This window comes from Candidatus Defluviibacterium haderslevense, from assembly GCA_016712225.1.
Taxonomy (GTDB): domain Bacteria; phylum Bacteroidota; class Bacteroidia; order Chitinophagales; family Saprospiraceae; genus Vicinibacter; species Vicinibacter haderslevensis.
This window is the reverse complement of sequence record JADJRL010000003.1, coordinates 821236-847648: the sequence shown is the minus strand read 5'-3', so window position 1 is coordinate 847648 and position 26413 is coordinate 821236. Positions and strand designations below refer to the sequence as shown.

Genomic DNA, 26413 nt, shown 5'->3' with positions numbered 1-26413 from the left:
ACATAATAGATTGCAAATCTTGAAGCTTCAGGAATAATACAAAGCTTTTGGGTGCCGAATTATCGAATGATTATTTTTTGATTACAAACAGATTGGTTATTTGTGTTTTGAAGTTGAATAAAATATAATCCACTTGTGTATTGGTCACTGTGGATTTCTGTGGATGTTAAATTTGAAGATAAATTGTTAGTGCTTACATTTCGTCCATAAATATCAAACATATTTATTTTAGAAATGTCGTAATTTTTTGGCCATGATAACGATATGGTATGATCTAACTGAACTACATTAATTGAGCTACATGAATGGATAGGTTGAATGTTTTTGGTATTTGTGATCTCCTTTTCTCTACCACACCATATACCACCTCCCATGGTAGTGATCCAAATTTTTTGTTTGTCATATGGATCAAAAAATACTCTCTTTGGTCTAGGAAAATAAAAGGATTCCAACCTTTTGAATGAGGGAATTTCTGAATTAACATTCTCACTATAATACAATCCACCAAATTCAACAGTAACATACATGGCATTTGTTTTTGTGGGGTGAATAGTCATGCTTTCTGCCATTTCATTTTGGAAAATTCGTTTCCAAGTTTGACCTCTATCTATTGTTTTATAGATACCACCATTCCCGGCATTATTGGGTCCTTCGAATGTTGTAAATCTTCCCCAAACGGATGCATACCAAGTGTTTTCAAGTGGATCATGTGGATCAATAATTATATCTTTAGTATAAAACATCATTTCTGAAGGTGTCAAATCTTCCCAGGATAGGCCTTGGTTTCGACTATAAAAAATTCCACTACTTGTAGTTAATGTAACTCGGTCTTCCAGAGTACGAGCAGAATAACTGACTAACAGGTCTCCATTTTTTAAAACCAATATATTATATGGATGCCCCTCAGTGCGTGGAGGTGCTAATAATTTTTTCCATGTTTTGCCTTTGTCTTCAGTCTTATAAATTCCACCGTTTTGATAATCGACTACACTTATATACAATCTACTACTATTCGTTGGATCCATGGCTAACCAAACAATAGGATAATTCATCTCAATTAAAGTATCCCATGTGATGCCATTGTTATGGCTTTTTAAAACCAGAGAACCACCACTAATGTCATCATCATTTAATCGATAGCCTAAATACATATCATTAATTTCAGATGCAACAGCATAAATGGTATGATCCATTGGATCTGCAACCATACGATACCAATTATTTTTTGCAACAGTACCCCAGGGATAAAATACATTTCTGGAGAACGTATAAGTATTTCCAGTGTCTTGAGTAAACTGATTACCAATGTCAGTCATACAGGAGAAAAATGAGTCTTTTCCCACCCAAAATAATTGATGCCCGGTGGTTACATCCAAACCAGAACTTTTAAAATACTGTTGTGGACTGGAATACGTACCTTCTTTATTTAAATAAGCTGAATCAATGGATACCTGACGCCAGGACGTTCCCCCATTGTAGCTCATATGAGAATATCCTTCTGTACTGATAATGATATTAGAATTGTAATCACAAACATCAAAACCTAAAGCTGCGCCACCCCACAAGTATGAAAAAGGACCACCATCTCCACCGTAACCTGTTCTGATATTTTGATTGTCAATAGCTTTAAAAATATTATTCCAGGATTTTCCCTGATCGGTAGTTTTTAGTATTACAGGCAAATCATTTTCATGACCTGCAAGGTAAATTGTATCTTTTTGATTGATGGCCATATCCACCCATTGGAATTTAATAGAAGATGGAATGTTAGTTGAAAAATCGCGCCATGTTTTGGTAGCATAATCCAATGTAAAAATTCCGGTAATATGATGTCTTAATTCAATAATATCTTCCCAGGGATATAATGAATTAGAGGAAGCAGTAATCAAATAAAATTGTATTTGATTATTGAATTTTCGTCCAACCATTTGAAAAATGCCATCATTGGTATTGGCGCCAACAAAATGTTCTAAACTAAATTGTAATCCTCCATCATGAGAAACCAAAAGTCCTTTTCCTGTTCCAACAAAAATTTGATCCTGATCCCAAAACACACCACCGATCCAACATATTTCATCTTGAGGCTTCCAAATTTCTTTCCAATGTTTTCCCTGGTCTATGGATAAAAACAATCGATTGTATTCAGATACCAATAAACGATTATAATTGTTTGGGTCTGCAAACAATCTATGGATTCCGGTTTCAGTCGGATCATTGATTTCATTCCATGTTAGACCTCCATCAATACTTTGGGCAGGCACACCTCTTTGGAGTGGGGATTGAAGATTAGTCAGAGATCTTTTTACTGTATATAATATTTTTGGATCATTGGTAAATTGCACTACAGCTTTTGTGGTACTAACTAATTGTTGATAAGGTAATAAAGTCCAATGATGACCACCATCATTGGTTTCATAAACTCCTGCCATATCGCAATTAAGGTAGACATGATATGGGTTTCTGGGATCTATCGATGGAGCAAACATATATCCACCACCCCCAACACCTTTGCGCTCAAACTCAACTACTTGAGCATAGGAGGTAAGAACATTCATTAGAAAAATAAATGTGTAAAAACATCGATTCGATAAAAAGGATAGATAATGATTCATTCGCAAACTTACTAAAATAATGTATGATGTAAGTCATGGTCTATGGGAAGAGCTGTAACGATCATCTTGATATGCATAAGGAATATGTAAATTCTTTAATTATCATACTATTTTGTTTCATTTGTTTTATCAAAAAAAGCAGCGTAATGAAGTCAAAGGTAGTCTTACTAATTAACTACCAATATTGTTATAATTTTACAAATCCATCATTACCTAATTTAATTGAAATTATTATGAACATTAAATATTATATTTTTTGCCTACTTGTTGGTTTTAGTTGCTTACTCCATGGTCAAACAAACATAAACATTGATCCAAATAAAAAACTTCAGATCATAGATGGATTTGGTGCCCATCAAGGTGGTGATGTTGTTAACCAAGCCTGGTGGTTGAATTTATATTATGATGACATGGGATGTAGTATATATCGCTTAGACCTTACTCCTAAATTAAAGGCACCGGTATCTGATTTAAGTTATTTTTCACCTTGGTTTATGGGATCGGCTACGAAGAGTGTGTTTAATTTTGAGGATCAGGCCAATCCGAATGGACCTGAGAATAATAGGGTAAGAACCTATACAGGTCCGAATGATTATTCCAGGACTTTTGGTGGACGCCAGGCGCCTATCGCTGTTATGGGGCCAGATATTGAAAAAAACATGAATCTATTCAGCTTTCCTAATGATGCTGCAGTGGTGGAAGGATTTAAGAAAAAAGCTCAATTGGGAGATTTTAAACTTATGGGTTCTATTTGGTCACCAGTCCCTTGGGTAAAAGTGTCATCGGGGAATCGTTATCCAGAAAACTGGTGGCCTGGCCCGGTAGTTAATACGCCATGGCCTTTTATTTGGGGAGGTAATTTTTCAGGGGGAAGACTGGATGTATCTGGGACCCCTTTAGCCGTTTTTAATGATGTATCTGTGGGTGGGACAGGACCTACATCATCTTTAACCCAGTTTGTTAGAAGTACCGCAGCTTATGTATTGGGATTGCAGCGTCTTTATAAAGTTCCTTTTTATTCCATTAGTATTCAGAATGAATTGAATTTTGAAGTATTTTATAGTTGCGCTACTTACCCACTTTCTTCGCAATACATTACCGCGGTAAAAGCAATTCGTGCAGAATTTGATAAATACCCTGAGTTGAAAAACATCCGAATCATGGGACCCGAAGATCTATTAGGTGGTGATTCGTATGGTATGTGGGAATACGGAGGTCCGACTCATAAAAATCTTCAGTATCTCAAGAATATTGAGGCAGATCCAGTGGCCTCTAAAGCTGTAGATTTCTATTGCATTCATGGTTATGCTAATGATGGTGTAAGTTCTGCAGGTGCAAATCCAAGACAATGGGATTGGTGGGTAAATGGATGGACTACGAGTCCTGCACAAGGAATACCAGCTAATGTTAAAGGTTTTGCTAGTTTTAATAAAAAATCTTGGATGACTGAAACTTCGGGTGAAAATAAAGATTGGTTGTATCCTAAGACAGGTTTCCCGGGTGACGGAGGACTTGGTGTTGCTATTCGAATTCATCAAGCATTAACGGCAGGAAGACAAAGTGCATGGGTATATTGGACATTTACAGATAGTGATGATGCCGGGAATGTAAGTGCATCCGGTTTATCCAATCAATCGTCAGGCGCTGTATCTCCAAAGTATGTTGGAGCTAAACATTTTTTTAAATACATCCGTCCAAATTCTAACAGAGTTGAAGTTGTTTCAACAGGTAACAATGCCATATTATCGAGTGCTTACTTCAATGATTCCAGTAAGACTATAACGGCAGTATTATTAAATACCAGTTCAACATCACAAACTGTGCAAATAAAATTGGCTTTCGCTGATATGAGATTTAATGTGTACAGTTCAAATGAAAATAATTATTGGAAAACTTCATCAGTGGATTTAAAATCGGGTACGATTAATTTAACTATGAATCCATATAGTGTTACAACATTGAAAGGATCTTTACCAACAACCCAAGTTAATAATCCAAAAAGTGATGTGATAACAGAAATGACTTTAAGTCCTAATCCATGGTATCATCATGCGAATATTCATTTTAATTTAAAACACTCAGGACTTGTCCATATTGATGTGTTAAATCTATATGGACAAGTGGTAGAAAATATATGGAATGAACCATTGTCTTCCGGGAATCATAATATTCCAATGAAACAAGATCTTCTAACTCCTGGTATTTATTATATCAAAGTACAAATGGCAAATGATATGAATATTGTACGTATGATCAAATTAAATGAATAATGTTTCAATTAAAAGAGCATATAACAAACCTTGTAATTAATACCCGACAATTACATTAGCATTTCCAAGCCAAATACATTCAATTGCAGTATTGACTATTTTTACTTTAGTTTGAATATTAAGGTCTTGTGCTTGATCAATAGTAATCGTTTCGCTGAATGGAAAAACAGAAACCGTTTTTTGAAAAAGTATGGTTGATGCGTTAGAAATAATAATTTCTATGCCGCTGCTTTTGCATAAACTTTCTGATGTAACTTCAATATTAAGTCTGGTGTTTGCTGGAACAGTCATTGTTTTATTAACCGAATCAATGTCTGCGCCGACAACCCATTCTTGTTTAGTTTGGTAATTAAATCTCGTACTTAAAGTATCTTCATGACAAGATATAAGGGAACTGATGAACAATGCAAATAGAATCATTTTCATAATATTTTATAATGTTTATATAATTATTGCAGTCATTAATCAACATTAATTAATCATATGCAATGTTACAAAATGAAAACGATGATACAAATAAAAAGTTGTTGGATATAGGGATCTATTATTTGTATAATTACAAGAAATATTTGTATAAATACAAGTATTACATTAGTAACATTAAATTTTTATTTGCCTGATTACCTTTATTTTATTATTCATTTCCAATTTGATAAAATATAATCCATTTGGAATATTCAATTCATCGAGATTGATTTGTTCAATGTACTTACCATATGTTCTGGTTTCATTCTGAATCATTTTTTTGATTAAATTTCCCTGCGCATTGAGTACGGAAAGGTTGATTTTCGTTTTATGTCTGACTTTGAATGAAACGTAGGTAAGATTTTTTGAAGGGTTGGGATAATTCTCAAAACTTAGGTCATTATCATTGGAAATTATTTCATGGTTAGATGTCAACAATTCATTCAACGTAGTCAGGTGAGTCCATACGCTCAATTGTCCCATATTGAGTCGGGTCCAAATGGGTCGAATGATTCCATTGTGTGCTGTAATGTTGGTATAATCTCCGAAAAAAACATTTTTTGTGGGTACAAATGGGGAGGCACTGATTCTATGATTTGTGAATGTTTCTCCTCCATCAACAGATACGGCTAGATAAACATCTGTTTGATCATCGGTATAATTACGTCTATCATAAAATACAAAATACAAATAACCTGTAGTTTGATCTATGGTCATCCATGTAAAAAATTGATGGGTTGTAGTATTATCTATATTAACTTTTTTAGGAGAGGCCCAACTGATTCCACCATCCTTGGATTTTGTAAGCCAAATGTCTGTATTGCTTGAACCATTTCTTTGATCAGCCCAATTAATGTATATAGTTCCCCTATGGGGACCACTGCTCACATCACAAGCTGTTACCGGAAGTCCATTCGCTCTGTATATCCCCGGCACATCAAAATCCCAACCACCGGGGATTGTACCTATTACAGATTCATAATATAACCAAGTATTGCCTTCGTCTAAGGATTTATTAAACATTAAACCTAGGGGCCCAGCCCAGGAAATATATATTTCCCCATTGGGTCCAATCGCGGGGACAGCCCCTTCTACTGTATTATCGCTATCAATACAATCGCCTGCAAATTTGTTGATTTTTCGTGGAGTAGACCATGTCGCACCGGCATCAGTTGATTTTGAAAAAAGGATGTTACTACTATCTTTTGGGTTTGAAGATCCATAAGTGTCAAATTGAGTCCAGGAAACATATAGATTGTTATTTCTTCTATCAACAGCACTCCAATGTTTATCCTGATCTTTTTGTCCATTGAGTCCGGTGAAGGATCCATCGTTCCACGTAATACCGTTATCGGTTGTTTTTTGGCAGACTATACGATCGATCCAACTACCTTGTGGTGGATTGGATAAATGGAAAAAATAGAAATGACCTGCTGTATCAACAATAATGTTGGGATCACCCCATACGCCATAAGATGAAGTCAATATTTGGCTTTTCCAGGTTCTTCCAGTATCAAGGCTTACATAACAATTATTAATATTGGCTCCTGCAATTAGTACATTAGGAGATTTTGGATTGATAGCGATAGAAGGTTCGTTTGGATTATTTTGGATTCCAATGAGAACGTTTTGTGCATTAATGGTAAAAAAATGCATTAACAGTAAGCAGCTACTAACGATGTATTTCATCAGATATTAAAATTTATCTTATATTTATTGATATCATCACCTGATTCAAAAGCAAGATATCATTAATTGAACAAATATATTCCTAAAAAGATTAGGACTGAATGAGCTACATAGAGAAATCTTCCATTCGTGCATTCGTGGAATTTTTTTTTTGACAATATCCTCCCCATTTTTTATCCATTATTATACATTGTATTTTTCCAATTCCACCATTTCAATTTGTCAGGATCATGGTGATCTTCTGTTGCATAGTATACTGCGCAACGAAAAGTATAAAGCATACAAATGTCATGTGTGACCCCACTTATACTATTCAGTTTTTGATAGAGTTCGAGAGGATTCTTATTTTTTAATTCAGAAATATCTCGGAGACCAATATTCCATAGATCCATTGCACAAGCTTTACCTACGCTAGGGATAGTTTGAAATTGTTTGAGTACTTTATTTTTATAAATTAATGGATCTGGCATTTATTTTAATCAAGAATTATTTTTCAAGCTGAAGTATAATTTATTTTTTTCTTTTGTTCTTTGAATCAGACCCTTCGATTCGAGATCAAGTTTGACCCATTCGACATGCCAACCTATGTTTCCTTCAAAAGGAATTTTATTTTTTATTATTTCCGCGCTAGTTATGGTGATAAGTTCAGTATGCGTTATAGCACCATGAATTGTTAAAACATCCAATATTGCAGACTGTAAAACATTATATTTTTTAACATTCATGCTGATGCCTTTCTTGCCTTCAGGATGGATTAGGAGTATTTTGTCTTCCATATTTATTTTATTCGTTGTCACTGTAGATTATAAATCAAATTTTATAATTTAAACCAAACCGAATAATACTGGAATAACATTCATTGATCCCACCCACATAGCCAGATTTATAATTAACTAATCCAATTGAATAAGCTGCATATAAACCGTACTTTTTATATTGTATAGTAGATTGAATTCTGGGTCTGAAATCAAAGCGAATGGTGCTTCGATTTTTAGTGATGGGTTGTTTTTCATTGTCAAATTCTTGTACCCATGATCCCCGTTCTTTAGCAAAGAGACAATATGCTAAATCAGTTCCGGCAAGAAAATCCATTGAATACTTTTTTAGTTTTACACTATAACCAAAATATGGATTTACATTAATAAAATGATGGTTTAATATTGATTTTCCTGAAGCATTGTAAGGTGGAAATGAACCAAAATCTTGACGAATAAGTATATGTTTGATTAATATCAAACTTCTTAGATTTTCGTACCCAAGATCAATTCCAAGAATGAATTTTCTTTTTGTTAATAGTTGAAGATTAATTGAAAATCCATATAGTAGACCATTTTTAGATCCATATGGATTATTTGTACATGTTAAATTATCTTCAGATGCTTCATTTACTAAAATAAATGTCTCTTTTTCTGCTGAAGGTCCTCGAAATGAAAATAGTCCTGAATTCAAGGATATCCCAAATTCGGTTTGTTGACCAAAAGTATTAATGGTTTTTAATAATACTAAAAGGATAATTGAAGTAATTCTCATAGTGTTTAATTTGAAATAACATTAAAACTGCAATTGTGTTAAAAATTATATTCAAATATAGTTTAAATTGGTAAATGGTAACGTACTCAAAATATATTTTATTTTTAGTTAACTATTTTCGTTTTGTATCAAAATTTATAATTTAGACCAAATCTAATGATACGGGAATAACATTCATTGATTCCGCCAACATATCCAGATTGATAATTAACCAAACCATAAGAATAGTCCAAGTAGATACCGCAATTTTTATAATTTAATGTTGAATGAATTCTTGGTCTAAAATCAAAACGAATGGTACTTCTATCTTTTGAATTGCTATCTTTAAATCCATTTTTGGTATCTATAGACGATTTTTCATGAGCTAAAAAACAATATCCAAGATCAAATCCGGTATTGAAGTCTAATGAATATTTATTTAGAATTATTCTATAACCTACATATGGATTTAAATTGATAAAAGAATGAGAAAAAATTGTTTCCCCAGAAACAATGATGATTTTATCATTAACATCATCATTGTAGAAAACTTTATCAATTGATATTTTACTTCGTAGATTTTCATAACCAAGGTCAGTGCCAAAAATGATATTTTTCTTAGTTATTCGCTGAACATTAATAGAAAGGCCATATAGAAGGGCATTTTTAGACCCATAAGGATTGTTTGTATAATATTTTGTTGCTACTGATGATTGACTTACATTTAAAAAAGTTACTTTTTCGGATGAAGGACCTCGAAATGAAAATAATCCAGAATTCAAGGATATCCCAAATTCAGTTTGTTGACCTGCAGCTTTAAAGGTAAATAGGAATACTAAGAATAATTGTGTATAAATTTTCATTCGGGATTTTTTTTTGCTGAATTAAGCTCAAATATCTTACCAAATATAGTTTATAAATTTGAATAGGAATAATGTAACATTTAAAATTTTATTTATTTCAATGACTTAGATGTAATTCAGGTAAATTTTTATAAATCAAATCCATTTGTTAAAGGTTGAGTGGTTTTTTAACTAAAAGGATTTAAAAGTATCTACTTTTTATATTTTTTAAAATTAATTACATTTTTTAAGTACAAACGCCTGATTTTTTACTTTCTTTATTGAAATCGGAGAATAGTAATATCTTCGAATTTGTTTTTGAAGCCATTTGATCATATAAGTAAATAATTTAATATGTATATTAAAACCACTGAATTTGTTGTTTTTACGCTAAGTTTTATCTTTATATGTATGCCAAATCAGTATTTAATCGCACAGAATAGCGACTTCTATAGTTTGGATCAGGTTCAGGAAATCAAGCTGAATTTCGATTATCAGGATTGGGATTACCGCTTAGACACTGCCAAAGCTGGAAAAGAAGATTATATATTGGCTACCTCTTGTTATATCAATGGCGTAAAATATGACAGTGTGGGTGTAAAGTATAAGGGGAATAGTTCCTATAAAAACAATCAGGTAAAAAATCCACTTCACATTAAATTGGATTGGATATTAGGTAGTCAGGATTATCAGAAATACTCCAGTATTAAATTGGGTAATAATTTTTCTGACCCTTCTGCTGTTCGAGAAGTTCTATCCTATGAGATCCTTTCCAATTACATGGATTGTTCTCAAGCAAATTTCTCAAAATTATTTATCAATGACAAATATATTGGATTGTATACCAATGTTGAAGCTGTGAATAAGAAATTTTGCAGTGATCATTTTGGATCATCGGATCATGTGTTTGTTAAAGGGAATCCAGATAAGCCCGGGAATAATTCTACAAGTAATTTGGTATTTAATGGGTACGATAGTTCCAAGTATTATATCTATTATGGAATGGAGAATGTGATCGGTTGGTTCAAACTCATAGCACTTATGGATACGTTGAAAAACAATGCAACAGCAATTCCAAAAATACTAGATGTAGATCGAGCACTATGGATGCATGCTTTTAATAGCGTCTTTTCCAATTATGATAGTTATACAGGTTCCTTTTCTCAGAACTATTATCTCTATGAAGATGATTTTGGACGATTTTTGCCGGTGATTTGGGACCTGAATATGAGTATAGGAGGATTCCCGGGAAGTGTCGGTGGCGGCGGTGCTACGACTGTTGATAAGATAACTTTTTTTAATGGTGAATCAACAACAAACAGACCTTTGTTGCAAAAATTATTACAAAATTCAAGTTATAAAAAAATGTATACCGCACATGTGAGAACCTTTTGTAAAGAATTTATTGCAAACAAAGCATATGAGACTATGGCCATTCAACTTCAATCTAAAGTGGATAGTTTAGTCAAAACAGATCCCAATAGTTTGACCACTTATTCATCTTTTAAAACTTCATTAACGGCTGCAATATCTTCTGGTGGCGGATTTGGAACTGCTCCTGGAATTTCTACCCTTATGAATGCTCGATTAGCCTATTTTAATACGGTGAACGAATTTAATGCCTTGCCACCTGGGATATCCAATATAGTATGGTTAAAACAAGAACCGAAAGTAGGAGACACCCTTTGGGTTAATTTATCAATTACTAATGGCACTACAGCATTTCTTGCATATCGAAAGAATAAATCTTATCCATTTGAAAAACAACCATTGTTCGATGATGGATTACATCACGATGCTGCAGCGAATGATGGAATTTATGGAACCTATATGATTGCAGAAACTAAGAAAACCCAATATTATATTTATGCTGAAAATAATCTGGCTGGGATTTTTTCTCCAGAGCGGGCAGAATATGAATTTTATACATTAGAAGCAACTGAGGCATTTGCAGATATCAATAAGGGAGATGTAGTGGTTAATGAGTTTATGACGAGTAATAAAACTACCATTATTGATCCTAGCGACAATAAATATGAAGATTGGGCAGAACTGTATAATAACACCAATCAGTCTATAGATTTGAGCGGACTCTATTTATCTGATGATTATGAGAAAAAAGATAAATGGGAATTTCCAAAAGGCACCTTGATTCCGGCAAAAAACAGAATCGTTCTTTGGTTGGATGAAGATAGTAGTGATAGTAGTAGTCTTCATACTAATTTTAAACTTTCTGCTACTGGAGAAGCACTCATTTTGTCAAGACCTGATGGATTAGTTATTGATAGTTTAAGTTTCGGGGCAATTCCTACAGATAATTCTTATGAACGATGTCCGGATGGATTAGGGACGTTTAAAATAACAACCGCTCCAAGTTACAATAAAGCTAACTGTAATGGAGCAACTAGTACTTCTGAGACTGAGGGTGTTCAAGTGTTGGTTTATCCAAATCCTGCTGATCAAATGGTTCAAGTTCAATTTGGAAATTCAGTATCAGGTCAATTACAGATTGCTGATGTCCAGGGTAAATTTCGTGAATCCATACCCTTTAATGGAAGGGAAATATTAAACTTATCGGTCAATTATTTAGAACCTGGTATGTATGTCCTATTTTTTAAATTTGATAATGGATTTCGATTAACTAAAAAATTAAGTATTACTGGACGATCTTAATAGAATTTAGTTTTGTTGATGAAATGTTTTCTTCTCAAACTTTAAAAAAATTCTATTTTTGAAATTTAGAAGGAGAACATCCAAAGTGTTTTTTAAACGTTTTGCTAAATGCGGAGATATCAGAAAACCCAGATAACAAGGCTGCTTCAGAAATATCTGCACCCTGTTGTTTAATCAATTCTAATGCGAAGTTTAGTTTTTTCGAAATAATGTATTGTTGTGGGCTCATGTCAAATACCAATCTGAACATTCTATAAAAATGAAATTCAGAAAGGCAACATTCTGAAGCCACAGTTGAGATTACTAAAGGATGGGTAAAATGTTGATTGATATAATCTAATGCCTGGTTGAGTTTTCTAAGCAGAACTTTTTTAGTTTCGGATTTTATTGCAGGAATTTGTTGAAGTTGTTTATAAATGGGTATGTGATCCTGAACTATATTTTCTGCCAGTTTAAGATAAAATTCTGAACTGAATTCATGTTGACCATATGGATTTTTGGAAAGAACCTGATCCAGAGAACGAAGTAACTTACCTGTTTTGGTAAACGTTGAGGAATACTGATTTTCTAAAAAATGAGGTGAATTAAAAAAATCATCTTCAGGAATGTCTTCTGCAGGAATTTCAGGTGAAATATAACTTGAGATTACTTCTGAAATGAGCCTTGGTGAAACATCAATACAAATACCTTTTACCAAATGGTGGCTGTCTATTTCTACAAATCCTTCTGAAAAATGATTCGCTAATAAATATTCACCTTGATTTACAAAATATGGATTACCGTTTACTGTGTATTTTTCACAACCTTCAATGACATATTTTATTGAAAAACTTCTAAAATGTATCGGACTTAGTAATTCATTAAATGCAGAATAATTGATTAAATTACTTTTATAAGGTAATGTTTGAGTATTCAGACTATTCCCATTAAAAACATTGTACATTCAAACTTTTTTAATTAGCGATAAAGTTAAATGAAAATCCAGACCTATAGTAAATTGAGGTCTAAAAATATCAGACTTTAACTAAAATGAAAAGTTAAATATATGGTTAGGGAGATTTTAAATGTAATGCCGATTATGAGCATTTTATTACTCCATCAAGAATACTATTTGAAAATTTTAATGGTGGATGATTCTTTTGAATCTATGACAACATTCAAATAATAGAAACCCTCAGAGAGTAAAGATAAATCCTTAAAGTTCCATTGATGTGTTCCTGCAAGAACTTGACCATCGTGAATGGATGAAATTTTTTCTCCTAAACTGTTGCATAAAACTAAATCAATTTGATTCACCGGAGAAGTTAAATGGATTGATATGTTCAATTTATCTTCAATTGGATTAGGAAAAGTATTGATTTCGAAATCTGGCTTCGAAACCGAATTGGTACTAACTGCTGACTTCCAATTATTGTAGGTCTTTAATAATGCGGATACAATAGGAAGTAAAGTCCAGGAATTATTTTTTGAATCATTGGTTAATACAGATATACTGATGTCTTTTTCAGGGAAATACCAGGAACTTGCAGCATATCCAAGGTCTCCACCATGGCCATAAGCGAGAAAACCATTGAAACTATTTTTCATAAGTCCTAAGCCATACTCACCACCTTGACTACCAGAAGCTGGAACCGTTTTTTTGGCTTCATCCAATGTAGAACTTGATAGAAAATCTCCGCGCATATAGGTTCTCATCCATTTCGTAATATCTGATGCGGTGGAAAAATATCCGCCTGCTGATCCGGCAACAGAATTTAATGATAAATAGTTGATATAGAAATCGTGGGCATCGTCTGCAATTCCGTCACCTGTGATATCAAGCCATACATGAGCTACATTATTATTCAAAGGTTCATAGGCAGGAATTGAAATAGATTTTAAATTTATTGGATCATAAATTAGTTTTCGCAGCTCTTGATAATATTCGTTTCCGCTTACTTTTTTGATGATCATACCCAAGAGAAAATAATTGGTATTAGAATAAGACCATCTGGAACCTGCTAAAAAGAGCGGTGCTTTAATAAAGTTTTTAATGAGCGGTTCATAATTCCAAATAGAATCCAAATTATTAATTAATATGGGTTGCAACTCTGGATTGGAAAGTACATCATATATGCCGCTGGTATGTTGTAACAATTGTCGGATTGTTATTTTTGGATCTATATAAGTTATGGTATCCAAATAATTAGATATCGGATCATCTATATTTAGTAATTTTTGTTCATGAAGTTTTAATATACATGCAGAAGTTATGGTCTTGGTTACACTACCAATGAGATAAACATCATTTACCTCGACGTTCACATTTGGGTTCTCAGATGAAATGCCTTTAGCACCTGCCCAAATGGCTTCATCAGGGCATTGTATGGCTGCACTAAGGGATTTAATTTGCAGTACAAGTCTCATGCTATCGAGCGTTTTATTAAGTGCCGAATCTAATCCTGCCGGAATATTTTGTGCTTGAATCGATGAAACGAATAATACAATAGTGAACACACGTTTTATCAAATGAATCATAGATTTCTTTTTAATTTGTATTTTAAAATCACGCAAATTTCAAATAATAATCGTTCCTATGTTTGTCAAATCCTGCTTATTTAGAAATATAGAATATGAAATTATTTAAAGTCAATAGTTTCAGTAAAGTCGTTTAACTAAAGTAAGATGGTTATCCTTTTTTAAGCTATCCAAAATACTGTCCAAAGAAACAAATTATTGATTGCAGAAAAGTAATACAACAATCTTTTTTAGAATTAGGCGAGGACCTTATTTTTCAAAAAAAGCAACTTTTCCTGTTTCTACATCATAAACTCCGCCGACGATTTTTAATTGGCCTTGTTCTAAAAGTTCACGAATAATATCGCTGTCATCTTGTATTTTTTGCATGATTAGATGAACATTGATTTCTGTAACATTATTGACAAATTGTTCATTATTTCCATTGCGATTCGAGGTGGTTTTAGATTCGAGTGCAATGGCGGGTTGTACTTTGTCTAATAGTGTTGTTAATTTTCCAAATTTAATATTGTCACAGGCGCCGACGATAGCTCCACAACGAGTATGTCCTAACACAAGTATAATTTTGGTTCCCATGATTTTGGTGGCAAATTCCATACTACCAAGGATATCATCATTTAAAATATTTCCTGCAATTCGAATGCTAAATACATCGCCAAGTCCCTGATCAAAAATTAATTCTGCGGAAGTTCTCGAATCTATACAACTTAAAATAGTTGCTATTGGAAATTGGCCTTCTTTGGTTTCATTAACCTGCTCTAATAAATTTCGGTGTGCCTTTAGATTATTTACAAATCGATCATTACCATCAATCAATATCTGGAATGCCAGATCAGGCGTTATGCTTTCCTGAGTATCTTTTGAATGAGTTCGCATATTTGTAATTTATATAGAGGCGAAAATAACATTTTATTGAAACTAAAGCGAAGAATTAATTCGTAATTCCAATTATTTGTCCCAATAATAATAATAATGATCCTCATCCAATATAAAATCGGTTCTCGGATACAATTGATTACCAATATCATTGGATTTTGCTGTTTCTAAGATCAAACCTACGGCATCTGTATCTATAGCCAATTTTTTAGCTTCATTAATGAGTAAAACAGAAATTTGCTGGCCACGACATTCCGGCAAAACAAATAAATCGTTGAGCAACCACAAACGACATAATCTGGTAGAGGAAAAGAGTGGATATAATTGAACAAATCCAGTAAGTTTTTGATGGACTGATTCAGCAACATAAATGACGGATTCATTATTTGTTATTCGTTCCTTTAAAAATAGAGCAGATTTTTCTAAATCAGCTTCCTTTTTGTAGAACAATCTGTATTCATTAAATAGTTCGTTGAGTTGCGGAACATCTGCTAATTGTGCTTTTCTTATATTCATCGTCAAAATATGATTTCTATTTTTAAAATTTATTGTATATGTTTAGTGAAGCATTGTGGTATTATACTTAGATGGATCAAATGGAATTTGATAGAGTCTACTTTGGCCATTTTCATATTGATTGATTTCCATAAGTATAGCTTGAATATTTTGTGGTTTGTTGAATTGTTTTGTTACACTACTTCTCTTGCTTGTAAAATAAAGTATTTTGGATTTTGCATTATAATATGGACAATAATCCATCAAAGATGAATTGATTTCTTTACCTAAATGAATACTTTTAGTCCAAATATTATTTTTTTTATTAAAGCTCACGTACAAATCTCCGCTACCTAATCCATCAGTTCTATTGTATGCTGTATATAAAAGAAAGGATTCATCAGGAGCAATAAATGCATTGAATTCAAAACCTGTGCTGTTAATCGAATCACTAAGCGAAATGGGTTCACTGTAAATTCCATTATCCCATGTACTCATGAAGATATCATCCTTACCTTTTGAATTTGTTCCATCACTTGTAAAGTATAAATTGTGATTTGAGCTTAGCGTTGGATAGAATTCATTATTATTCGTATTAATTGGTGAACCAATATTGATTGGCCTTGACCATTTGGCAGACTTATTGGTTCGCTCTATATACCATATATCGAAATCTTTAGATTCAGTTGTAGTATCTTTCAAAGGACGATTTGAGACAAAAAAAAGTTTCAATCCATCAGGAGTAAAGAAAGGTTCCATATCCTGATATTTACCTGAAAAAGCAGCTATTTCAGGTTTGGTCCAGTTTCCATTTTTCAATTGGCAATAGGCGATACTTGAGCATTCCTCAAGTCTGCTTTGAATGGTAAAATACAGTTCGTTTTCAAACGGAGATATAGCAAGGTCTCTTACATTAGGAAACAATGTTACGATGTCAGGAATGTATGGTGTAATCGTTGTAGACTTAGTTTGACCTATAATTGGACTTATCCAAATCCATTGAATGATTAACAACATTAAATAATTACTTTTAGTAAACAACGAAGGAATAAAAGATTTATAATTGGAGGAAAAATATTTTTTCTTCACAAATCATGTGTTTTCTTATTCCTTAAAAAATAAGCAGTTAATGCACTAAGCAAAGTTCCCATTCCTATAGTTCCTAACATCATTTGGATCAAATAACTTTTTAAATTAAAATAGGTTTCTGCGCCTGTTTGTGTCATATAGCCCTTTTCAACAGAATATTTAATCATATTGGAAAAATATTCAGGTGAAATCCAATTCGTGATGATGAATTGTATTAGGGGTGTCAGGATCAATATAATAAAGGTCATGATGAGGCCGCTAATGAATCCTTCTTTAAAAGTCATCATGTCGTGATAAGCTATTTTGTTTTTATTTTTTAAAGCCAAAACATAAATGATAATTGTTGGGAGCAGAATCAAATTGGTATAAATCGGATGTTTATCAATATGAGTACTATGAAGACCAATTAATTTTTCTATGAACATCCAGACTATGGTCATTAACGAAAAAATCAAAGCCCATTTTATTTCTATACGGTATGGATACATAATATAAAATTTCTGTAAATTTAACTCAATTGTGGCTATAAAAAATTGATATTTTCATTTTTTTTTGAAGGACATTAATTTTGTGTTAAACTTTTTTTTAATTCCAAAGTCTTAGTGTTATGAAAAATCGCTATACTATTATTTTCGTTGCTTTATTATTTGGTTTTAGCCAAATACTGCCTGGACAAAAAGATTGCTCGTCCTTACCATCTGGATTAATTCCAATGACAGATTTTAGTCCGGGAATTTTATACAAAGGATATACGGGTGGCTTATTTGGAAATGATTTGAATCAGAAGACAGGAAAACACCTTGAAGATGCTGTTTCAATTGCTAAGGACATTGTGCCTCGGAGTGCTAATGGTCTGCCGGATGTTCATGGTCTGATTGGGTTTATTGGTATTGGTGCAAGCAATCCACGAACTGAGTTTAATGCTTTCGTTGACATTGCTAAACAAAACATAAGATTAAACTCCAAATTGGTTTTTGCAAATACCTGTATTGGCGGTCAGGGTATTCAGAAAATGAAAAATATTGATGATAATTATTGGAAGTCTGCTTTGAAAGTACTTGATAGTTTGAAATTATCTCAAGAGCAGGTTCAAGTGGCTTGGATAGAGACGGATAATACCGCTCAAGGAGATACTAGTTTCCCCAATGCACCCATGAATCTTGCAACAGAATATCAACAATTATTGGTTACTGTAAAACACTATTTTCCAAATATAAAAATTTGTTATCTGGCTGCTCGCGGATATTCAGGATTTGCTATGCCTACTCCCGGTGGTGTCGGTAAAGGATTGTTACACCCAAGGGATTATTTAAATGGTTGGGCGGTTCGTTTTGTAGTAGAACAACTCATCCAACAAAAACCCGGCTATGAATATGAAGGAGCACAGGCGACTATTCCATTTACTACCTGGGGAAATTATAGCTGGAATGATGGTAATTTAGCAAGAAAGGATGGTTTTTATCTGGATTGCAATACTGATATTGGTTCTGATGGATTGCATCTTACCGCTTTAGGTGAACAGAAAATCGGAAATTTAATGTACACTTTTTTTTCAACTGATGAATCTTGTGTGCCTTGGTTTTTTAATACTACAACGGAAACTACAGAAACTAATAAATCAGGTAATCAAAGTATTTTGTTTTCCAATTTAATTCCAATGGGTAATCAGGAATTGTCCATTAACCCAAGGGTAGAAATTATAGATATTCTAATATTTGATGCTCAAGGAAAATTAATGTCATCAAATTTCCAGGAAAAGTTAAAATCAATTTCAATATCTACATTCAATAAAGGCATCTATTTAATTCAAGCTAAAACCAAAGAAGGTCTGGTCCCTAGAAGTGAAAAATTTGTAATTTACTAAAGCTGTAATACTATATATTTATTAGTATTAGTTTCTTAACTATTATACAGTCAAGTGTTTATATGCTTTATATTTTAATATTTTTTTAGTTGTACTATGATGTCCCTTTACCCATTAACCGATTACCCTTCAAACTGATTACCCGATCACCATTCAAACCGATTGCCCTTCAAACCGATTACCCTTCAAACCGATCACCATCCACAACTGACGACTAAGTTACATTACTGCACCCGTCCAGCTTCCACTTCCAATCCGGTTTCGCGTTTGCGTGATTTTACATTTTGGTTTCCAAATTGATATCCCAGACTTAGGCTGATTCTGCGACTATCATATCTTCCAAAACCTTCAGCTCTTAGGCCATTAAAATCAGATTTGCCATCCCATCCGGACTGATAAAATAAATCACTGCCACTCAATTTGACATTCAGGCGTTCATTAAGAAATTTCTTTTGTATGCCCAGGTCTATACTCCAACTTGGTTCAAAAACAAATACACCACCCCAAACACCCGGACCAGAATAATATCCTGATAATTCAACTTTAATACCTTTCGGTAAATTAAATGTATTTTGTTCATAAATCGAATAATTAAAAGCCTGAACATCTACTGTAGCACCATCACCATAGTCCGCCTGATTATCTGTATACGTTGAACTTAAATTGATATAGGCGTTCCAAAATGAATTGATATCTATGGGCGCACTTAAATTGCCACTCCAAATTTTTTGAGTAGCTAAATTTTCCCAGTTGATATAACTCGCTCTTAGGTCCGATGTATCAGGTCCAATAAGTCTTGTGATTTGATCATTGGTTAAACTATATCCAAATTTTAAATTATATCTTGAAGCAAGCGTATATCCTAATTCTATGTTATTGACAATTTCCGGATTTAGAAATGGATTGCCTCTTTCGAAGGACAATTGACTTAACTGGTTATTAAAAGGATTTAAAACATTATAGTCAGGTCGGTTTATTCTACGTCCATAATTTAGTGCAAAATTATGTTTTGGGGATAATTGCCAACTGATTCCTGCGCTTGGAAACCAACTCAAATAATTCAATTGAACCGGAGGTTCTTGTAATTCGGGTAAGAATGCTTTTAGATCTCCTGTTGCATCTGTTTGTTCTAATCTAAGTCCACCGGAAACCTGCCACTTACTATTTAAATTTCTATTATAATTGATATATCCGGCATAGACATTTTCTTCATATTTAAATCGATTGGAGCGTTTATCATTTCTTACAGGAGTAAGGTTGATTTCATCGTATACTAAATAAGTATTATCAGAAATAACACGACTTAATTTGCTTCCAATACTGATTTTGCCGGTCCACAAATCTTGATCATAATCTAATTTTAAAGTATAAATATCAATATCTGTTGGTGTACTAAATTGGTTGACGGATTCACTTAAAACTTGGGTTTGATCGGCATTGAAATATTGGTTTGGTTGATTTCGATCTGACGCATTATTAAATCGCCCAAAATCTAAATCCACATTGAGACTTTTTCCTTTTTGAGCGACATACCTGTAATTGAGATTATAAGTATTTTGTCTTCTAATATTGTGAGTCTCTGTGTGAGCTATTAAAATACTATCAAAAACATAAGGGATGACATCATTCGCTAATTTAATACGATTGAAACCTAAAGGATCGCCTTTATGATATCCATTGGTTACTAAAACGCCAATCGTATGATGCGGATTTATAAAATAATCACCGCCCAATCTGATATTTGTAAAACGACCATTGTATAAAGTTTCGTTGAGTTCTTCTATATACAATCCGTTTTGATAACTGATAAAATCTAAAGTATTGAATCCTTTTTGCTGACCCAATCCTGCATTGCCAAAAATATTGAATTTAGTGTTTCGATAATTTGCAGTGGTGCTTATATTGTATCTTCCATATTTGCCTTGACTTAATGAGGTGTTTACAGAACCATTCGTTCCAAAATTTTTATTTCTTTTCAATCGAATATCTATAATTCCTGCATTGCCTTCTGCTTCATATCGGGAACCCGGATTCGTAATGATATCAATTCTATCGATTTGATCTGCGGGTAGATTTTGAAGGTAATTGGTTAAATCAGCACCGTTAATCGGAAGTCGTTTACCATCGACATAGATTAAAGCTCCAGAGCGTCCCAAGACTGTAATATTGTCATTATTGTCTACAGTGACACTGGGTGCTTTGCGCAACAAGGTGAGTGCATCTGAACCAGCGCTATTTATGGTTCCTTCAACATTGAAAACCAGACGGTCCGGCTTAACTTCTATTAAAGTTCTGTCAGCTTTAACGATAGCTTCATGGAGTTGAATTCCTGATGATTTAAGTTTTATGGCTCCAAGATCTATAGGTGCTTTGGATTTGACCTGAATGTTTTCTATGGTGTAATCTTCCATGCCTAAGTATCTGACTAAAATATTGTAATTTCCTTCAGGCATATCATTGAAACTGAATTGTCCGGTTTCAGTACTTAAATTGGCTTTTGCCAAACTACTATCTGACGATTGGAACAGCAATGTATTTGCAAAAGGTAATGCTGATCCATCTTCTTCCAACAAAAGGCCTTTAATTGAGGTGTTTTGAGCACTGATAGATAATGCAAAGGAGAGTGATATAAGATTGAAAAATAGTTTCATAAATTGTAGACTATAGTATTAAATATTAGTGAATGTGCAACTTGTCTAAAAGTTCAAAGCCAAAAGTAGGTATTATTTATATCATCTACGAAACAATTCGTAATTTAAGAAATAATTAACAACTTTGGGAATATGCTGAGTATTGAAGTAGCCATTAGAGTAGAAAACAGAATGCAGAGCGAAAACATATAGTTTTGATTCATTACAACCTGTTAAAATAATGACTTTAATACAGAATAAGCAGTATATTACGATTCCTAATGCCTTGCGATATAAACAAATTACTATGAACCAAATTTCAAATTCACTAACGCGCCAAATTTTTTTCATTCTGGTTATTTTATCATTAGTGATACTCATATTCTGGAATTTAAAAACATTTATTCCTTCCTTTTTAGGTGCTTATACACTTTATATATTACTACGAAAACCCATGTCATATCTTACCATAACTAAGAAATGGCCTAAAGGAATTTCAGCTATCATGTTGATGATCATTTCTATGATTTTGTTTTTATTTCCAATGAATGCCTTGATACAAATACTTGGTAAGCAATTTTTGCCTTATTTACAAAATTCACAAAATATATACATCTATGTGCAAAAATTTATACATGATTTGGAAGTTAGATATGGAGTCGAAATTATGACCCAGGATAATATTGGATCAGTTAGCGATTGGCTGGTTCAAGAAGGCCGTATGATTCTAAGTGCTACATTAAATAGTCTGGGTCTGGTGGTTATTTTATATTTCATATTATACTTTTTATTAACTAACGGTAAGAATATGGAACGCAAGCTATTGTCCTTTCTCCCACTAAATGATACGAATACCAAATATTTCAGAAAAAACCTCCAGGCCCTGGTTTTTAGTAATGCCATCGGGGTTCCACTAGTTTCTTTATTTCAGAGTTTAGTTGCTTTGCTTGGGTATTGGATCGCTGGCGTGGATGAACCTTTTCTTTGGTTTGTTGTGACTTTTCTTGTTTCTTTTGTTCCATTTCTTGGTGCCATGTTAGTATATATCCCACTTGCTTTCGTTTTAATATATAATGGACATGTGCCATGGGGTGTTTTTTTATTATTGTATGGATTTATAATTGTTGGATCAGTTGATAATATTTTTAGATTTTGGTTGCTAAAAAAAATTGGTGATACCCATCCATTGATTACTATATTTGGAGTTATTGTAGGACTTAAACTGTTTGGCTTTATAGGTCTTATTTTTGGACCCATTCTCATTTCATTACTGGTCTTACTTATTGATTTGTACAATCAGGAGTATAGTAGAACGGAAGAGAATTAGAGAAAATTAAGGAGATGATGAATCAAGGTATGAATCTATTTTTTTATTCGGAACACTTTGTGTAAGCAAAATTTTTTTAAGATTATTGTTCGTAGATAATGGTTCATCTCATTAGGTGAGAGGACCACATATGGGCTTGGTTTTTTTATCCTACTCCCAATGGTAGGATCAAGGTTAACAATTACTATTTTGTGTTGGTTGGTTTGCATTCCCAAGTTGACTCTTCTTCAAAAAAATCATTCATCAACAGTTCATCATCTCCATTTTTTCGCATTTCTTTGAAAGATTTGGTCCAATTATATCTGGGTTTTTTTATAGGTTCAATGATAATACAATGGTCTTCCAATCTTAAGTTTACAAGCTCCCCTATTTCATATTTTTCAAAAATGACTTTGCTTAAACGAAGTCCTTTAGAATTGCCAATTTGTATAACTTTTGCTTCCATTTTTAGATTTAATGAAATAAAGTTATTACATTATAATCACATCTCTTAATTAATTTTAAAATTATTGGTACTCTTAATTTGGCATTCTTAGTTATCGTCCGCATTAGTTGATCTGTTTGTACAATAAACTATTTTGTTAAACTTTAATCAGAGTTTTTGATCTTCATATCTTTATTTAAGTAGGCGTTTGTATATTAACTGAATTTTAGTTACGGTTTTAGTGTTCGTTTAGAAAGTCAAGTATAGCACTTATTACTTTTTCGGGTTGTTCTTCTTGTGGAAAATGACCGCTTGTTTCCAACTTTAATGTCTCTGAATTGGTAAAAGCGCTTTGAAATTTTTCAAGGTTTTGGGGCTTGATAATTGCGTCTTTCATTCCCCAAACAAACAATGTAGGCTTGGCTGAAATGGATTGACGTTTGTTCCAAAGATCATCAAACCAATCCTGATCGTTAAGCAAGGATTTGGCAAATGCCAATGCCCCATTTCGTTGGGATTTGTTGGCAAATGGCTTGGTGTATTGATTTAATAAATGTTTCGGAAGTTTGTTGTAGCCAAACGATTTAGGTAAAATAAACTTAGGTGAAAAGTTAAGATAGCGATATAAAAAAGGTAGCAAGGGACTTTTTAAAATCCTGCTTAACTTAATAAAGTCAGGATCATTTTTACTGCTCCACAACCATGTGTTGAGAATAACGAAACGTTTTATTTTTGCGGGGTATTGCATAGCAAAGTTTAATCCTATTGGACCACCAAAATCGTGTACAACAAGCGTAATGTTGTCCAACTGTTTTTCAAGTACAAATTTTTCTAATGTTTTGCTATGGTTTTGTGTTGTGTAATCGTAATGTTCTGGTTTGTCTGAAAGTCCAAATCCAATGTGGTCAATAGCAAAACATCTATAATTTATTTTCAGTTTTTTAATAATGTTGCGATAATCAAAACTCCAAGAAGGCGTTCCGTGAACAAACAAAATAGATTCGCCTTTTCCTTCATCAATATAGTGCAACTTTTGTCCGTTGATATTAAAATAGTTTGATGTAAACGGGTACTCTGATTTGTCAAGCCAATGATTTGCCATCTTAAAAATGATTGTTGTGAAAAACTATGGCAAAGTTCGGTATTGATTGGAACACAAATGTTGGTCAATACCAACATCAGAACTTAACGCTATTAAAAAGCTTGCTAAAATTAGTTGGGTCAATACCTAAATAAGACGCAATGTATTTGTGTGGGATAATTTGAAGTAAATACGGACTGCGCTGGCAAAAAGTTTTGTATCGTTCTGCAATCGTCATACTGTGAAGTTCAATATGTCGGTTGATCATACCTGCCAAAACAGCTTCCGTCATTCGTCTGAAAAGTCGCTCTATTTGTTGCGATTGGTCAAACAGGTTTTGAAGGTCGTCATAAGTGATGTATTCAAATTCGCTATCAGTAAGGCAAGTCAAAAAATATTTTGAAGGAATTTGAAATGAAAAAGATTCAGGAATGGCGCATAGATTTGGAGCGTATGTAAAAGCGATGACATGTGTTTTGTTTTCTGAGTCAAAGTAAGACATTTGAACACCGCTTTTTACAAAATATAGTTCCCGTTGTGTTTGTCCTGGGACCATTATAAAGTCACCTTTCTTAAAGGTTTTAGCTTTCAGATTTTGGGTCAATAGATCATAATCAGAAGTACCGAGCTTATGAAATAGTTTGAAGTATTCTAGTCGTTCCATAAAAGCACAATTTACACAAAGTAAAGCTGATTCCTTCGAATATTAATAAATGAAAGGATAGATCAACTTTTGTTGATAATTCTTTATTTTTTGATTGGACAAATCTTTGATATCCAGTCTCGTCTGAAAGTCTTGTAAACTGGTAAATGAAAATGTATCAGAAGGGAGGACTTTCATATTTTAGTTTCAATTGAGTATTATTTTTAAAGTAATATTCTATGAGTAGCCTAAAAATACTACTTGACTTTATAATTTTCAATATTTATTTTAAAAAATATTGATTATAAAATTTTTTAAGTTAGTAGGCTTAAAATATAATATTTCCATTTAATATTTTGCATTCATTGAATGTACAATTTGAGATTGAATGAAGCAGTTTTTATTCTCAATTTACTAATGTTCTTGGCATATCAAAACTTGTCCTAATGCATTAAAATAGACATTGGACTATCTGGAAGCATATTATATTATTTATATTCAGAGTTCTAGAACTTCAAATCTTTTGTTTTGGATGACTGCTGTATATGTGGATGAATGTTAGCTACTGGCATATATATCGATTCAATTATTCAACATTCCTGTAATACGATTATCCTTATTTCTTAAGTCAAGTCCACCTTCATAAACTGATTTTAAGTTTACTAAAAAAAATGACCAACCTGAGTCACATCCAAGTCGAATTCCTTGTTTTGATTGGTCGTCAGTTGGAATATTTTTTTGTGTTAGTTCTACTATTACATAATCATGTTGAATTGTAAGTTTAACGTCTACTAAGCAATCACCGGCAAAAGTAAATTGTATAAAATCTTTTCCGTTTGCATCCATTATTGTTCCACGTTCTGTTGTATCATATAAATACCAATTCCATTCGTAAGAACATCCTTTTTCAATTGATTTGTCATTATCTAGTTGGTTTAGTTTAGGGTCAAAATAAACTGCCTTACTTAGAAACCATTTTTCAATTTCTGATGCTTTGGTCCAGGCATTATAAATATCAGCCAGTTTTGCCTTGATTGCTATTCTTCTCGTAAATGTTGTCCAATCGAAATTTGTCATTTTGTATATTTTTAATTGTTTTTTATGCAACTATAGGTTTAGTATAATTTCCGCAAGTGCATTTAACTCCTTTACTTAATCTGTCAGTGCAGTTTTAAGTTTTTTCCGCATATCGTTTTTATTCTCAGTTTGACTACTTTCCAAATGCTTTTTAATATAATTGTCAATTGAAATCGGTACAAATCCCATAATCATTATTATTTATAAATATCACAACAACGGCTGTCGCAATAACAAGTGCGGGATTAAATTGCTACTCAACTGTCTGCCAGCACAAATGTAAATAAGGATTCCAAATGTTTCAACAAACACGTAATTCCTCTTTATTTA

Annotated in this window: 23 protein-coding genes; 4 read left to right on the top strand and 19 right to left on the bottom strand. The window is 32.9% G+C overall.

The annotated features are described in order from the left end of the window. Positions 1-59: 59 nt before the first annotated feature. Positions 60-2555, bottom strand: a complete 2496-nt coding sequence (locus IPK88_03555; protein ID MBK8242477.1) for a hypothetical protein — start codon at positions 2553-2555, stop codon at positions 60-62. 290 nt (positions 2556-2845) lie between these two features. Between IPK88_03555 and IPK88_03550 the strand changes: the two genes are divergently transcribed. Then, positions 2846-4882, top strand: coding sequence for a T9SS type A sorting domain-containing protein (locus tag IPK88_03550; GenBank protein MBK8242476.1), 2037 nt, complete (start codon positions 2846-2848; stop codon positions 4880-4882). A 36-nt stretch (positions 4883-4918) separates the two neighbouring features. Here the strand turns inward: IPK88_03550 and IPK88_03545 are convergent, their stop codons facing one another. The 6 genes from IPK88_03545 to IPK88_03520 form a co-directional block, all read right to left on the bottom strand. Next, a complete protein-coding gene (locus IPK88_03545) occupies positions 4919-5302 on the bottom strand; it encodes a hypothetical protein (GenBank protein MBK8242475.1) in 384 nt (127 codons plus the stop codon). 180 nt (positions 5303-5482) lie between these two features. Beyond that, complete coding sequence (locus tag IPK88_03540) at positions 5483-7036, bottom strand: T9SS type A sorting domain-containing protein (GenBank protein MBK8242474.1); 1554 nt, start codon at positions 7034-7036, stop codon at positions 5483-5485. A gap of 173 nt (positions 7037-7209) precedes the next feature. Beyond that, positions 7210-7506: a helix-hairpin-helix domain-containing protein gene (locus IPK88_03535; protein ID MBK8242473.1), complete on the bottom strand. Its 297-nt coding sequence runs from the start codon at positions 7504-7506 to the stop codon at positions 7210-7212. A 9-nt stretch (positions 7507-7515) separates the two neighbouring features. Then, positions 7516-7812 carry a hypothetical protein gene (locus IPK88_03530; GenBank protein ID MBK8242472.1) on the bottom strand — a complete coding sequence of 99 codons (297 nt, stop codon included), beginning with the start codon at positions 7810-7812 and terminating at the stop codon, positions 7516-7518. A gap of 34 nt (positions 7813-7846) precedes the next feature. Beyond that, entirely contained in the window at positions 7847-8566 is a 720-nt protein-coding gene (locus tag IPK88_03525) for a hypothetical protein (protein MBK8242471.1), read from the bottom strand. Positions 8567-8694: 128 nt separating this feature from the next. After that, entirely contained in the window at positions 8695-9408 is a 714-nt protein-coding gene (locus IPK88_03520; protein MBK8242470.1) for an outer membrane beta-barrel protein, read from the bottom strand. Between the two features lie 333 nt (positions 9409-9741). On the opposite strand from IPK88_03520, the gene IPK88_03515 reads away from it, so the two are divergent. Further along, positions 9742-12060 (top strand): CotH kinase family protein, encoded by a 2319-nt coding sequence (locus tag IPK88_03515; protein MBK8242469.1) that lies wholly within the window; start codon positions 9742-9744, stop codon positions 12058-12060. 52 nt (positions 12061-12112) lie between these two features. On the opposite strand, the gene IPK88_03510 is transcribed toward IPK88_03515, so the two are convergent. From IPK88_03510 to IPK88_03485, 6 genes are all read right to left on the bottom strand, one after another. Continuing rightward, positions 12113-13003: a helix-turn-helix transcriptional regulator gene (locus tag IPK88_03510; GenBank protein MBK8242468.1), complete on the bottom strand. Its 891-nt coding sequence runs from the start codon at positions 13001-13003 to the stop codon at positions 12113-12115. Positions 13004-13167: 164 nt separating this feature from the next. Continuing rightward, positions 13168-14577 carry a beta-lactamase family protein gene (locus IPK88_03505; GenBank protein ID MBK8242467.1) on the bottom strand — a complete coding sequence of 470 codons (1410 nt, stop codon included), beginning with the start codon at positions 14575-14577 and terminating at the stop codon, positions 13168-13170. Between the two features lie 249 nt (positions 14578-14826). Next, the gene (locus tag IPK88_03500) at positions 14827-15453 is read right to left on the bottom strand and encodes a carbonic anhydrase (GenBank protein ID MBK8242466.1); all 627 of its coding nucleotides are present in this window, start codon (positions 15451-15453) and stop codon (positions 14827-14829) included. A 72-nt stretch (positions 15454-15525) separates the two neighbouring features. After that, a complete protein-coding gene (locus IPK88_03495) occupies positions 15526-15969 on the bottom strand; it encodes a GNAT family N-acetyltransferase (protein MBK8242465.1) in 444 nt (147 codons plus the stop codon). Between the two features lie 42 nt (positions 15970-16011). Next, positions 16012-16965 carry a PD40 domain-containing protein gene (locus IPK88_03490; protein MBK8242464.1) on the bottom strand — a complete coding sequence of 318 codons (954 nt, stop codon included), beginning with the start codon at positions 16963-16965 and terminating at the stop codon, positions 16012-16014. Between the two features lie 68 nt (positions 16966-17033). Continuing rightward, positions 17034-17525, bottom strand: coding sequence for a DUF4199 domain-containing protein (locus IPK88_03485; protein ID MBK8242463.1), 492 nt, complete (start codon positions 17523-17525; stop codon positions 17034-17036). Between the two features lie 119 nt (positions 17526-17644). Here IPK88_03485 and IPK88_03480 point away from each other — a divergent pair, with 119 nt between their 5' ends. After that, positions 17645-18901: a T9SS type A sorting domain-containing protein gene (locus IPK88_03480; GenBank protein MBK8242462.1), complete on the top strand. Its 1257-nt coding sequence runs from the start codon at positions 17645-17647 to the stop codon at positions 18899-18901. A gap of 224 nt (positions 18902-19125) precedes the next feature. Here IPK88_03480 and IPK88_03475 read toward each other — a convergent pair whose 3' ends face one another. Then, positions 19126-21552 (bottom strand): TonB-dependent receptor, encoded by a 2427-nt coding sequence (locus IPK88_03475; protein ID MBK8242461.1) that lies wholly within the window; start codon positions 21550-21552, stop codon positions 19126-19128. 286 nt (positions 21553-21838) lie between these two features. Here IPK88_03475 and IPK88_03470 point away from each other — a divergent pair, with 286 nt between their 5' ends. Further along, on the top strand, positions 21839-22858 hold the full coding sequence (locus tag IPK88_03470; protein ID MBK8242460.1) for an AI-2E family transporter: 1020 nt from the start codon (positions 21839-21841) through the stop codon (positions 22856-22858). A 35-nt stretch (positions 22859-22893) separates the two neighbouring features. On the opposite strand, the gene IPK88_03465 is transcribed toward IPK88_03470, so the two are convergent. The 5 genes from IPK88_03465 to IPK88_03445 all read right to left on the bottom strand — a co-directional run bounded on the left by IPK88_03465 (position 22894) and on the right by IPK88_03445 (position 26083). After that, positions 22894-23067, bottom strand: coding sequence for a type II toxin-antitoxin system PemK/MazF family toxin (locus tag IPK88_03465; protein ID MBK8242459.1), 174 nt, complete (start codon positions 23065-23067; stop codon positions 22894-22896). Further along, the gene (locus IPK88_03460) at positions 23043-23303 is read right to left on the bottom strand and encodes an AbrB/MazE/SpoVT family DNA-binding domain-containing protein (protein ID MBK8242458.1); all 261 of its coding nucleotides are present in this window, start codon (positions 23301-23303) and stop codon (positions 23043-23045) included. The genes IPK88_03465 and IPK88_03460 overlap by 25 nt, the downstream gene beginning before the upstream one ends. 217 nt (positions 23304-23520) lie before the next feature. Then, complete coding sequence (locus tag IPK88_03455; protein MBK8242457.1) at positions 23521-24384, bottom strand: alpha/beta fold hydrolase; 864 nt, start codon at positions 24382-24384, stop codon at positions 23521-23523. 76 nt (positions 24385-24460) lie between these two features. Then, positions 24461-25027: a Crp/Fnr family transcriptional regulator gene (locus tag IPK88_03450; GenBank protein MBK8242456.1), complete on the bottom strand. Its 567-nt coding sequence runs from the start codon at positions 25025-25027 to the stop codon at positions 24461-24463. Between the two features lie 561 nt (positions 25028-25588). Beyond that, positions 25589-26083 (bottom strand): SRPBCC domain-containing protein, encoded by a 495-nt coding sequence (locus tag IPK88_03445; protein ID MBK8242455.1) that lies wholly within the window; start codon positions 26081-26083, stop codon positions 25589-25591. Between the last annotated feature and the right edge of the window lie 330 nt (positions 26084-26413).

What these genes read in the sequence shown, in the direction of transcription:
- IPK88_03500 (MBK8242466.1), bottom strand. Translation starts at nt 15,453, where the DNA reads ATGCGAACTCATTCAAAAGATACTCAGGAAAGCATAACGCCTGATCTG.
- IPK88_03485 (MBK8242463.1), bottom strand. Translation starts at nt 17,525, where the DNA reads ATGTATCCATACCGTATAGAAATAAAATGGGCTTTGATTTTTTCGTTA.
- IPK88_03555 (MBK8242477.1), bottom strand. Translation starts at nt 2,555, where the DNA reads ATGAATGTTCTTACCTCCTATGCTCAAGTAGTTGAGTTTGAGCGCAAA.
- IPK88_03495 (MBK8242465.1), bottom strand. Translation starts at nt 15,969, where the DNA reads ATGAATATAAGAAAAGCACAATTAGCAGATGTTCCGCAACTCAACGAA.
- IPK88_03545 (MBK8242475.1), bottom strand. Translation starts at nt 5,302, where the DNA reads ATGATTCTATTTGCATTGTTCATCAGTTCCCTTATATCTTGTCATGAA.
- IPK88_03505 (MBK8242467.1), bottom strand. Translation starts at nt 14,577, where the DNA reads ATGATTCATTTGATAAAACGTGTGTTCACTATTGTATTATTCGTTTCA.
- IPK88_03550 (MBK8242476.1), top strand. Translation starts at nt 2,846, where the DNA reads ATGAACATTAAATATTATATTTTTTGCCTACTTGTTGGTTTTAGTTGC.
- IPK88_03455 (MBK8242457.1), bottom strand. Translation starts at nt 24,384, where the DNA reads ATGGCAAATCATTGGCTTGACAAATCAGAGTACCCGTTTACATCAAAC.
- IPK88_03465 (MBK8242459.1), bottom strand. Translation starts at nt 23,067, where the DNA reads ATGCAAACCAACCAACACAAAATAGTAATTGTTAACCTTGATCCTACC.
- IPK88_03530 (MBK8242472.1), bottom strand. Translation starts at nt 7,812, where the DNA reads ATGGAAGACAAAATACTCCTAATCCATCCTGAAGGCAAGAAAGGCATC.
- IPK88_03510 (MBK8242468.1), bottom strand. Translation starts at nt 13,003, where the DNA reads ATGTACAATGTTTTTAATGGGAATAGTCTGAATACTCAAACATTACCT.
- IPK88_03520 (MBK8242470.1), bottom strand. Translation starts at nt 9,408, where the DNA reads ATGAAAATTTATACACAATTATTCTTAGTATTCCTATTTACCTTTAAA.
- IPK88_03515 (MBK8242469.1), top strand. Translation starts at nt 9,742, where the DNA reads ATGTATATTAAAACCACTGAATTTGTTGTTTTTACGCTAAGTTTTATC.
- IPK88_03460 (MBK8242458.1), bottom strand. Translation starts at nt 23,303, where the DNA reads ATGGAAGCAAAAGTTATACAAATTGGCAATTCTAAAGGACTTCGTTTA.
- IPK88_03490 (MBK8242464.1), bottom strand. Translation starts at nt 16,965, where the DNA reads ATGTTGTTAATCATTCAATGGATTTGGATAAGTCCAATTATAGGTCAA.
- IPK88_03470 (MBK8242460.1), top strand. Translation starts at nt 21,839, where the DNA reads ATGAACCAAATTTCAAATTCACTAACGCGCCAAATTTTTTTCATTCTG.
- IPK88_03450 (MBK8242456.1), bottom strand. Translation starts at nt 25,027, where the DNA reads ATGGAACGACTAGAATACTTCAAACTATTTCATAAGCTCGGTACTTCT.
- IPK88_03445 (MBK8242455.1), bottom strand. Translation starts at nt 26,083, where the DNA reads ATGACAAATTTCGATTGGACAACATTTACGAGAAGAATAGCAATCAAG.
- IPK88_03540 (MBK8242474.1), bottom strand. Translation starts at nt 7,036, where the DNA reads ATGAAATACATCGTTAGTAGCTGCTTACTGTTAATGCATTTTTTTACC.
- IPK88_03480 (MBK8242462.1), top strand. Translation starts at nt 17,645, where the DNA reads ATGAAAAATCGCTATACTATTATTTTCGTTGCTTTATTATTTGGTTTT.
- IPK88_03475 (MBK8242461.1), bottom strand. Translation starts at nt 21,552, where the DNA reads ATGAAACTATTTTTCAATCTTATATCACTCTCCTTTGCATTATCTATC.
- IPK88_03525 (MBK8242471.1), bottom strand. Translation starts at nt 8,566, where the DNA reads ATGAGAATTACTTCAATTATCCTTTTAGTATTATTAAAAACCATTAAT.
- IPK88_03535 (MBK8242473.1), bottom strand. Translation starts at nt 7,506, where the DNA reads ATGCCAGATCCATTAATTTATAAAAATAAAGTACTCAAACAATTTCAA.